At 52.0% G+C, this 9,963-nt stretch carries 14 protein-coding genes; 8 read left to right on the top strand and 6 right to left on the bottom strand.

What is annotated here, in order from left to right; all coding sequences use genetic code 11:
* The 3 genes from ABDK92_10320 to ABDK92_10310 all read left to right on the top strand — a co-directional run.
* The coding region (locus ABDK92_10320; GenBank protein MEN3186999.1) for a hypothetical protein at positions 1-382 on the top strand (382 nt) is incomplete at its 5' end.
* A 26-nt stretch (positions 383-408) separates the two neighbouring features.
* Positions 409-1,161 carry an ATP-binding cassette domain-containing protein gene (locus ABDK92_10315; protein MEN3186998.1) on the top strand — a complete coding sequence of 251 codons (753 nt, stop codon included), beginning with the start codon at positions 409-411 and terminating at the stop codon, positions 1,159-1,161.
* Positions 1,162-1,176: 15 nt separating this feature from the next.
* A complete protein-coding gene (locus ABDK92_10310; GenBank protein ID MEN3186997.1) occupies positions 1,177-2,178 on the top strand; it encodes an ABC transporter permease in 1,002 nt (333 codons plus the stop codon).
* Here ABDK92_10310 and ABDK92_10305 read toward each other — a convergent pair.
* The 6 genes from ABDK92_10305 to ABDK92_10280 are packed head-to-tail and all read right to left on the bottom strand — an operon-like array spanning position 2,175 to position 6,233.
* Positions 2,175-2,933, bottom strand: a complete 759-nt coding sequence (locus ABDK92_10305) for an acyl-CoA dehydratase activase (GenBank protein MEN3186996.1) — start codon at positions 2,931-2,933, stop codon at positions 2,175-2,177. The two genes, ABDK92_10310 and ABDK92_10305, sit on opposite strands and share 4 nt — an antisense overlap.
* Positions 2,934-2,984: 51 nt before the next feature.
* Positions 2,985-4,220, bottom strand: coding sequence for a 2-hydroxyacyl-CoA dehydratase family protein (locus ABDK92_10300; protein MEN3186995.1), 1,236 nt, complete (start codon positions 4,218-4,220; stop codon positions 2,985-2,987).
* Positions 4,213-5,169 (bottom strand): 2-hydroxyacyl-CoA dehydratase family protein, encoded by a 957-nt coding sequence (locus ABDK92_10295; GenBank protein ID MEN3186994.1) that lies wholly within the window; start codon positions 5,167-5,169, stop codon positions 4,213-4,215. The genes ABDK92_10300 and ABDK92_10295 overlap by 8 nt, the downstream gene beginning before the upstream one ends.
* A gap of 1 nt (position 5,170) precedes the next feature.
* On the bottom strand, positions 5,171-5,374 hold the full coding sequence (locus ABDK92_10290; protein ID MEN3186993.1) for a hypothetical protein: 204 nt from the start codon (positions 5,372-5,374) through the stop codon (positions 5,171-5,173).
* Positions 5,371-6,048, bottom strand: coding sequence for a lipid-binding SYLF domain-containing protein (locus ABDK92_10285; protein MEN3186992.1), 678 nt, complete (start codon positions 6,046-6,048; stop codon positions 5,371-5,373). Before ABDK92_10285 ends, ABDK92_10290 begins: the two co-directional genes overlap by 4 nt.
* Complete coding sequence (locus ABDK92_10280; GenBank protein ID MEN3186991.1) at positions 6,045-6,233, bottom strand: hypothetical protein; 189 nt, start codon at positions 6,231-6,233, stop codon at positions 6,045-6,047. Before ABDK92_10280 ends, ABDK92_10285 begins: the two co-directional genes overlap by 4 nt.
* Before the next feature lie 463 nt (positions 6,234-6,696).
* Here ABDK92_10280 and ABDK92_10275 point away from each other — a divergent pair, with 463 nt between their 5' ends.
* The 5 genes from ABDK92_10275 to ABDK92_10255 all read left to right on the top strand — a co-directional run.
* Positions 6,697-7,101, top strand: coding sequence for a hypothetical protein (locus tag ABDK92_10275; protein MEN3186990.1), 405 nt, complete (start codon positions 6,697-6,699; stop codon positions 7,099-7,101).
* The gene (locus ABDK92_10270) at positions 7,094-7,378 is read left to right on the top strand and encodes a 4Fe-4S dicluster domain-containing protein (protein ID MEN3186989.1); all 285 of its coding nucleotides are present in this window, start codon (positions 7,094-7,096) and stop codon (positions 7,376-7,378) included. Before ABDK92_10275 ends, ABDK92_10270 begins: the two co-directional genes overlap by 8 nt.
* 436 nt (positions 7,379-7,814) lie before the next feature.
* Positions 7,815-7,940, top strand: coding sequence for a hypothetical protein (locus tag ABDK92_10265; protein MEN3186988.1), 126 nt, complete (start codon positions 7,815-7,817; stop codon positions 7,938-7,940).
* 65 nt (positions 7,941-8,005) lie between these two features.
* Complete coding sequence (locus ABDK92_10260; GenBank protein ID MEN3186987.1) at positions 8,006-9,124, top strand: dihydrodipicolinate synthase family protein; 1,119 nt, start codon at positions 8,006-8,008, stop codon at positions 9,122-9,124.
* A gap of 34 nt (positions 9,125-9,158) precedes the next feature.
* The coding region (locus ABDK92_10255) for a hypothetical protein (protein ID MEN3186986.1) at positions 9,159-9,963 on the top strand (805 nt) is incomplete at its 3' end.

Below are 9,963 nucleotides of genomic sequence, written 5' to 3'. Positions count from 1 at the left end.
CTATGCCACCGGTGATAATAAAGATGCAGCCCGGGCCATGGGCATCAACACCGATTGGGTGAAAACGGTGTGTTTTATCGTGGTGGGTTTACTCTGCGGATTTTCGGCCTGTATGCAGTCGGTGCGCATCGGTTCCTTTGCCGCCACCCAGGGGATAGGCCTGGAGCTTCGGGCCATTGCCGCGTGTGTGGTGGGGGGAACGTCTCTGCGGGGAGGGGTGGGAAGTATGCCGGGAGTGGTGCTGGGAGCGCTCACCATCCCTATTCTGGATAACGGATTGGTGCTCATGCGGGTTCCGGTTTTTGGTATCACTGCCTTTATTGGTTTGGCTACCATTCTCTTTGTGGTGCTGAACACCTACGTGGAGCGGAGATTCCGATAGAATCCTGAAGAAAGGGAGTCAGAACGATGGACGTGGGAGATGGTACTCTAGTCAAAATGGTCGGGATTCACAAGTGGTTCGGCCGGGTTTACGCCCTGCGGGGGGTGGATTTCGAGGTTCGACGTGGTGAAACGGTGGGATTGATTGGAGACAACGGGGCAGGAAAATCCACCCTTATTAAAATTCTCTCCGGGTATCACCAGGCGGATCAGGGGGAAATCTACTTTGAAGGACAAAAGGTGAAAATCCGTTCTCCCCGGGATGCCCGGAATTTAGGAATTGAGACGGTCTATCAGGAACAAGCTCTAGCGCCTAATTTGAGCATTGCTCGCAACATTTTCATGGGACGGGAACCGGTGAAAAAGTTAGGCATCATGGACCGGAAAGCCATGGACGAAGAGAGCATGAAAGCTCTGGAAAATTTAGGGTTACGGCTTCGCTCTCCGGAACTGCCGGTGGTCACCCTCTCGGGTGGTGAACGTCAGGGAGTGGCGATTGCCCGGGCTCTCCATTTTAAGGCTAAGCTCGTCATCCTGGATGAGCCCACTGTGGCCCTTTCGGTCAAGGAAGTCGAAGAAGTACTGGAGTTTGTTCGTCAGCTCCAGCGGGAGAAGGTCTCGGTGGTTTTCATCACCCATAATCTCTACCACGCCTTTGACATTGCCGAGCGGTTTGTGGTCATGGCCCGGGGTCTGAAAATGGCAGATGTGAAAAAGGAAGAGACTTCCCCTCAGGGACTTTCAGAGCTGGTTTTGAAGAGTGCCTTTGTGGCGATATAGAAGGGGGAGGAAGGGATGCAGGGGAGCACCAGCTACCTGAAGCGGTTTTTGTTCTCTCGTTCCACCAGTGTGCTTTTCGTTTTGGTTCTCATTGTGATCCTTTTTGCGATTTTTTCACCCGAACACCGTTTCGTAGACCCCGATAACCTTAGGGTGCTTCTGTCCTTGGGGGCCGAATTTAGCATCATTGCCCTGGGGGTGGGAATGCTCATGATTGGTGGAGAGTTCGACCTTTCGGTGGGTTCAATCCTCGCCTTCTGCTCATTTATTTTTCTCAAGCTTTTTGAGTTGCGTCTGCCCCTTTTTATCACGGCGCTGGTGACGGTGGCGGTGGGAGGACTGCTGGGGTTGCTCAATGCCCTCATCACCGTGCGGGCCGGAATTCCCTCCTTCATCACCACCCTGGGGACCATGATGTTCTGGCGAGGCTTGACCGTGCTCCTTTCGGGAGGAGAACAGACTGCCTGTGATGTTTCGGCGCTTGGGAATCCTGCGGCTTCATATTTTCTCGCTTTCTTTAACGGACAAATCGGAAAATTTTTACCGGTGCAGTTCTTCTGGTTTGCCATTTTTGCTGCTATTCTGGGAATCATCCTTCATCGCCACCGTTTTGGAAACTGGATCTATGCCACCGGTGATAATAAAGATGCAGCCCGGGCCATGGGCATCAACACCGATTGGGTGAAAACGGTGTGTTTTATCGTGGTGGGTTTACTCTGCGGGTTTGTGGCCTGCGCCCAAATTGGACGGCTGGCCTGTTTCACCTCCCGCACTGGCGACGGTTGGGAACTCAAGGCTGTGGCCGCGAGTGTGGTGGGAGGAACGTCGCTGCGGGGAGGGATGGGAAATATGCTGGGAATATTCCTGGGTGCCACTACCATCTCGGTGATTGAAAATGGCCTTGTGGTCCTGCGCATTCCCTATTTCTGGACCTACGTGTTCTTTGGCCTGGTTATTCTTCTGTCGGTGCTCTCCAGCATGTACATTGAACGGAAGACCATGGAGATGCACCGCTAAGTGGATAAGCAGGCTCCTAAAGCCCCGGTGAGGAGGGGTTCTGGAGGAACCAGGGGTTTAAGGCCAATTTCCTTTTCCAGAAAATAAAGGACTCCTCGATTTTGCGCCACCCCTCCGGTGATGGCCAGGGGTGGGTTTATGTTCAATCGTTCAGCCATCCTTACGACCTGTTTTGCCACCGCCTGACAAACCGCCGCAGCCAAATCTGCTTTGGTTTTACCCTGGGCAATGAGTCCGATGAGTTCTGATTCAGCAAAGACCGCACAGGTAAAAGAGAGGGTGACATCTTCTTGGTGTTTTTCGGCCAGGATTCCATATTCTCCAGGGTCGATTTCTAAGACTTCCGCCATGAGTTCTAAGAAACGTCCGGTCCCAGCAGCGCATTTATCATTCATGAGAAAGTCGAGGACTTTACCCGTTTTGGGGTCAACCAGAATCACCTTGCTATCCTGACCCCCGATGTCAATTACGGTCCGCACTTGTGGGAAAAAGAATGCCACTCCTTTGGCCTGACAGGTGATTTCGCTCACCCGAAGATCTGCTTCCACCTGGTAGCGGCCGTACCCGGTGGCGACCACTTTTCCCAGGCTACTACGGCTCATGCGGGCTTCCCGAAGGGCGTTTTCCAGGACTTCCTCGGCCCTTTGCTTTGGGTTGACCCCGCTTGGGCGGAGCGCCACACCACGGATTTTTTCTCCATCCCAGATAACCGCACAGGTTGATTGGGATCCGATATCAAGGCCTGCCACGTACACGGTTCTCACCCCGGGCTACTGTACTATAGTTTGCTTCCCCAGGCAAGTGCTTCAACCGCCCAGCATTTCTGCAAAGGCCTGTAAGCGCGTGCGCCACTGCTCTTCGGTGTGGTGGCGGCGGTCTATGTGGTCGCCATCCAAGAAAAGCACCGGCACTCCCTCCCCTCGCAAGGTTTTCCGCAGTAGAGCATTCATCCCCTGGCTCTGGCGGCATCCCCACTGGTTGAACTGAATGACCCCTTCGGTCTGGTACTCCGAAACCCACTGCAGAATTCTTGCTATCCGAGCCTTTTCGTCCATCAAGGCGTGACTCATTACAGTGATTTTTTCGGCCAAACCTTGGAAGGGTTCTTTGGGTTTGAGCTCCCCGGAATAGGTGGCAGCAAATTCTTCGAACGCTATCCCCAGGCCGAGCTCGGTCAAAAGTGCCGAGAGGAAATTTGAATAGAAGGGTTTGAGATGGAGCCAGAGAAGGCGATGTGGCAAGGGATTTTTCGGATTTTGGCGCAGCTCATCCCGGAGTTTCTGGAAAAAGGAAAGAGAGGTCTCGCTTCCCATGAACTGGTAGTAATAGGGGAGGTAATCCAGGTTTTTGGTGGGTGGAAGAATCATGACTTCCTTTTTGCGGCGCAGGGCTTCGATTTCCTGAAGCACCGTTTGGGTTTTTTGGGCCAATTCAAAAGGACGTTCGAAATCCCAGGTAACTCGTCTGTCGCGCTTCAGGTTTTGAGCGATGGATCGAAGTTGGCTAGCTACGTAACGCACGGTTTTTGGGGAAAACTCGTGGGGAATATCGACGAGGTAGAGAGGAACTCCGAAGAGCTCGGCCAGAGTCTGAAAAAAAGGAACCGTCTCCCGACAGATACCGCTTGTAGCACAGAGGAAATCTGGACGGGGAAAGAAGCGGAGCATGCTCGCTCCTACGCTCAGGCGGTGGTAGCTACAGAGGTCCGCAGAGAAAAAGTGGCTTTCAGCGTGAAACAAGGGAATGGCGCCCACCCCGAGTGCCGAAAAAAGGCCGGCAGTGATTTCAGGGTAAAAGGGGGCTCCGTCCAGAGCATAAATGAATTCCGCTGGGAAAAAGAGGCTGGCCCACACCACCGGCTTTTTTCGTCCGTAGAGGGTGAGTACGTTTTCTAAAGTGATTCTGTAGGAAAACTGGGCTAAGGTCGGGAAGGGATTTTTCCACTGCAGCCACCAAAGATAGGGTTTGAGAAGCGCAAAAAGCGTTGGGCGTTCCAGGAGAAAGCTGATACTCTGCAGGAGAAAGGCGCTCTTCTTATGCACTGCCAGTCACTTCCAGGAAACCCTCTAAGCGTGTGGTCCACTGAGGGAGGTTGGGAGTGAGATCGTGCTCTAAGGAAAGAATGGGAAGTGTTATATAGCGACGGATATGGGCCAAGTCGTGCAGGGCAAAGTCACAGAACTTGGGATAGAGATAGATTATCCCTCGGGCCTCAAGGTGGGTTATCAGTGCTTTCAAGGTTCGAAGACGGAGATTCCGTTCCCGGGGGCAGGGAAATTTATAGGAGAGGTACATCCGGGCCAGATCTAAAAAGGGATCCGAAGAGGGAACGAGATCCCCTTTGAAGGGGACCAGGGCAAAACGCCGAACCCCCAGGGGGGTTTCTTCCACGAAGGAGATGTTTCGCTCTTCCAGAAGCGTGGCCAGGTTATCCACAAAGAGGTGGGATCCGGAGAGAATAAAGGGTTTTTCAACCGTTTGTAAGACAATCGTTTTCCCCATTTCGTGCCGAAGAAGAGTTCTTCCGGAGATTTTCCCTCCAAAAAAGAGCTCTCCTACAAGCTTTTTCTCGGAAAACGCCGAGGAGAGTATAGCATCCAGGCGCATTTCTAAATCCAGAGGGTGCAAACCCTGCCGCCGAGCGAGAATCTGGCCTAAATGCTCCAGTTCCCGGGCGAATTTCTGGATCTGGAGAGCAGAGTCCCCAAAGGGGACTTCAAGGGAAAGAACTTCTTTTTGGGGGAAAAGATTTCTGACGGTTTCCCAGGTTCGCCGGGAGGTGTCACAGGAAAGGGCAAAGACCGTAAGATCAAAGTCCCTCGAGCGGATCTCCTCTCCCACTATCTTGGCCAGAGGACAGAAGGGAACAGGGAAAAGCGCTTCCACTTCTGGGGAGGGTTGCCGGGAGGGAGAAAGAAAAACTCCCTCTAGACCGCAGGCCGAAAGGAGTTCCCAGGGAACGTAGCTACAGAAGTAACCGACCCTTGTCATCCTAAAAGAGCCACCGCCAGAGAAAGGCAATGAGATAGAACGCCAAAAAAAGCGGCAAAAAGAGAAGGGATAGCCGCAGAAGTAGGAAAAACACCACCACCACCGCTATCCCCAGGAGAAAGAGGGAAAAAAACGGTAGAATAAAGGAGAAAAGAAAGAGGGTGAGAACGACAAGAGCAAGAACAATAGAACCCAGAACCCTCATGTTTCCTCCCCTTCTCCCAGCCGGAGTCTCCGTATGGTTCGAATGAGCTCCCGGGTGGCGCGGTCTTCGGCCTGTTTTTCGGTCAAAATCTCCTGCACTGAGGTTTTCCGGCCGAAGAAGGCTTCGTTGGCCTTTTTATTGTCCCTGATTCGGGCACCTTCAATGGATATCCCGGCGAAAAACCCCCGGGCAATGGCATAAGCATAAATGGATGAGGAAAGCTCCGTATCCACTCCGGCCGAAAATCCCCGTCCCAAGGGGCCGGCAGCAATGGAGATGTTCCCTCCCAGGGTGAAGCCGTCTTTATAAAAGGCTTCGATTCCCTGGCGATTCATGAGGAGAAGCACCAGACCCTGCACCTGGACCCCAATTTGCGGTCCCACGCTCAGGCCCTCGATTTTCAAAAAAGCTGGTCCAAAAAATCGCCCCTTTTTGTCTTTCCGTAGAACCAGCCCTTCTCCGAAATACCCTCCCAGGAAAAGGCCCACTCGCTTCACTTCGGGGAAAATGGCCACTCCTTCCGCCCGCCGTAGAAGGGAAGTAAAAAGCGAACGGTCCACCGATTCTTCCAGTTCCTCCAGGAGTTCCCGGGACTGGATGATGAGGTTTTCTCTGGCTAGAAGAGGAAGGGCGATCACAAAACAAAGGATAATGGCAATCAAAAGGCGTTTCATGTCGTCGCCCCCACCTCTTTTTTAATCCTCGCTCTCTGGGAAAGTCGGGAAGCAATCCAGGGAAAAACCCGGAAAGCAAAAAATGGATTGGTGTTCACCCCTGAGAAAATCTCCTGCGTTCGCTCCCTGAAATACCCTGGGAAAAGGGATAAGGGCACCACACCGGAAACCTCCTTTTCTATCATGGTTGAACTTCCCTGCAATGGAACAATTTACCCCATATTCAGGGCTTCTAGTCTTTATCCGTTTTGTGACGGCTTTCTTCATCCTCTTGCTTTTCCCGGACCTTTCTCCATTGTAGCACAAAAATCTCCAGGTTGAAAAACGAGGGATGGGAAGGATGGATTATAAACGTTTCTGACCAGAGCGGGAAAATTCGCAGGGGTAGGGTTTGCGTGAAAATGCATCACCATGTTTTACGCGTCGCAATCAAGCGTTTTCAAGTACACCCCGAGAGTTAAGGTGCACAACGAGGCATCAACCCACGGAATGTTCGCTCTGGTGCGGAGACCTGACCCTGGTTCCCGTATATTGATTTTCCTGGCGGTTTTAATGAAATGGCTTTAAAAGAGGTTGACCCTTGGCTCTATTTGTTGTATAATTGGTTGTATAATTGCGCAAAAATGCAAAAAAGGAGGTCATACAATTATGGCGAAAAAAGCCATTCTCATGTGTACGTGCAGTGGTGCCTGCCCCAGCATGAAAGACATAAACTTCTGGGAGCTTGCAGAACGAATTCGTTTAGAGCTCAACCATGATTTTTTGGTCATGCATCCTCGCCTCTGTGAGGAAAACGGAGAGTGCCTTATGGAGGACCTTTTGAAAGACGATGGGACGAAGTACTATGTACTGGCCTGCAAAGAAGAAAAACAGCGTAAACTCCTCCGGGATGGGTACCAGAGGGCCAGGGTTGCCATGAACAAGGACACCTACCATCCTATTTCTCTGAGTTTTAAAAACACGGACCAGGTCTTTGAGGAAATTCGCAAAGCTCTGGAGGAGGACGAAGCGGTAGGAGAAGAAAGTAAAGAGGAGGCTCAAGTCAATGGCTGATCAAAAAAGTCCCTTTCCCAACATCGCTCGAGAGGAGATCCCTTGGTTCCCCACCATTGACCCTGAGAAATGCATCGGCTGCGGAGAATGCATCGAGTTTTGTGCCAACGGAGTTTTTGCGCAAGATGGAGATAAGGCCGTAGTGCAAAACAAGTTCAACTGTGTGGTGGGATGTGACCGCTGCGCTTCGTTCTGTCCCTCTGGAGCTCTGACGTTCCCTTCCAAGGAGGAACTCGTAGCTACGCTCAAGAGGCTCAGAGAGAGACAAAAGGTATAGCGCGAAAACCCTTGCCGGGAATAGTGCTCTGGGAAACAAGCCCAGAGCACTATTCCAAAAAACACGACCAGCATCCCTTTTTAAGGACGATGTTCCGCTTAGCCGTAGCATGATCGTCATTCACTTCTTAAAAGGAAGCGAACCTGCGGGTATTCGCTGGTACCAAAGAATCCTTTTCCAGTTCATTCAAAATGTCTTGGAAAAGAGGTGCGTTTACCCTCGCTACAGCTGTTAGAGAAATGGTTTCTAAAGCACTCTAAATCCTTTCCGTTTTTGGTGTTTCCCCCTTCCGCCATGCCCGAAAAATCCCTTTCATCATGCCCGAATAACCTTCTCCCTTTTTCGTCATGCCCGAAATTTTTAATCGGGCATCCTAGTAAATACCAGGAAAAGTCAGGGAGACCTCTGCTAAAAACATGCAGGGGTGACGGAAGAAGTGAAGGTCAGCTCAAAAATTGCCGGAGTGAAAAAGGGAACGAGACCCTTCCTGTGGACGTTCATGAAGGTTGGCATGGCTTGCGTCGGGGTGGGCGTATTGGGAGAAGCGGTTTTTGGTCCATAGACGGAGATTCACGGATCGTTTCTTGACACTGTCTTTTTTATCCTGATATGATTCATGGAAAGAGTATGCCCTTTGAGGGCAAAGTCGAGGTCAAAGGCCCTTACTATTTTTCGTCGTCTTTGCCCGGAGTGCTTTACTTCCGTTACCGCGACCAGAGTCGCCGGGATACGAAAGTGACCCTGGGGAAGGGTATCGGGGTATGGAGCGGTTACGGGTTACCAGGGGGATTGCAGCGAAAACAAATTGAAGAGGTCGAAGGACAAGGAGGAGATTTCATGAGACTTCTTGAGGGGGTTGTGGTTGCCCATCTCACCCCTTTTGACCGGAACGGTAACGTGGATCACGGCCTTTTGCAAGCTTATATCACCTTCCTGATCGAAAAAGGGGTCAACGGCCTTTTTGTTTGTGGGACGACTGCCGAAGCGCAGCTTCTCTCCGTAAAAGAGCGTGTCCAGATTCTCGAGACTGTCCTTAAGGTCAACGACGAGAAAATGACCATCGTGGCTCACTGTGGGACGCCAACTCTGCAGGATACCCGGGAACTTCTCCGGCACGCTTTTTCAGCCAAAGCCCACGGAGGGGCGATCGTGACCCCCTTCTATTACCGGTATTCCCAGGAGGAACTTTGGGAGTACTACGCGACCCTTGCCCGGGAATTTCCCCATTTTCCTCTCTACCTCTATACCATTCCCTCTCTCACCGGCAATGAGCTCCTTCCCTCGACGGTGGTGCGCCTGCAAGCGACCTTCCCCAACATCGTGGGTCTGAAAGATTCAAGCGGAAATTTCACCGCCCTCACCCAGTATCTTCTGGAACTTCCGCCCTCTTTTCGCCTTATCGTGGGGTACGATCGGGCTTTTCTGCCAGCCCTTGTCCTTGGTGCTGCGGGATCAGTCACCGGTCCGGGTGGGGTGGTTCCCGAGCCCTTTGTGAAACTCTTTGCGGCCTGGAAACGGAGAAACTTGGAGGAAGCGGTGCGCTTCCAGAGGGAAGTGACCATCGTCTCGTCCATCCTGAAAGAAGGAGGGAGTCTGCCGACCCTCAAGGTGGGTTTGTCGTGGCGGGGGTTTGGGGATGGTACCATGCGCCCACCCTTTCAGACCATTCCCCAGGCTGAGCAAAACGTGCTTAGAGAGAATTTAGAAAAGGCGTTTGAAGAGTTCGGCTACTCCCGCAAAGAATGAAAGGTTCTGGTGTTTTCCTAAGGAGGGGTCACAAATGGGAACGTCGTTACCATTTTCTGGCTTTCTTTTTGTGCTTGTAGCGTTTACGTTTTTTCCTCGTTTTGTCCTTTCTCAGGATTTACCCTGCTCTACCCCGAAAGTTGCGGTCACCGAAAATACCAACCATCAAGAGGAATTTCTGGACCACCCGAAGGAAACCTACCCCGGTCAAAAGCCAGCGTCGCTCCTGGCACAGATTCGAAAAACAGTCCTGGCAAAACTCCGGGAGAATTCTCCCGGAGTGGAGTTTGTGGACAGTGGTGCTGATTGTGATTATCGTTTCCTTTATGCCCTGAGTCCCATTGCTTTCGGTGAGGACATCGAGGTCGGCGGGGTGCTCATGGGGGAAAAGACCGGGTTCTTCATGACCTCAAAACTGGTGCAAAACGATGCTTGTGGATTTCCTGGATGGCTTTTGCAGGCAAAGACCACCCAGGGCCCCGATGTATTCCGGGTTATTGAGGACCATATCGATGGGTACGGATCCATCGGAAACCTCGTCGCGGAATTTGAGCGCACCCATCGGGTCCCACCCCGAGGGCCGGAGATGGAGTTTACGCTCACCAAATCCTTTGTTTCTCCTTTATCACAGGAGCGAGAGTTGGACATCCGGATTCAGGTCCATAACTGCCGTGGAGAACCGGTTTTTGACCCCCATCATGGTCAGGTGGTCCTTCTTCCCCGGGAAACTGAACGAGGAGAATTGAAACCGACACCGGGGTTCTCTCAAGACGCCGTGGTGACAGAGAACCTGGTGATGCTCAAAATCACCCATGAAGTTGGGGGTTCGGTCGCCTATA

The sequence above is a fragment of the Atribacterota bacterium genome, assembly GCA_039638595.1.
Lineage (GTDB): Bacteria > Atribacterota > Atribacteria > Atribacterales > Caldatribacteriaceae > Profundicultor > Profundicultor thermophilus.
This window is presented reverse-complemented; position numbering and strand designations above follow the sequence as displayed.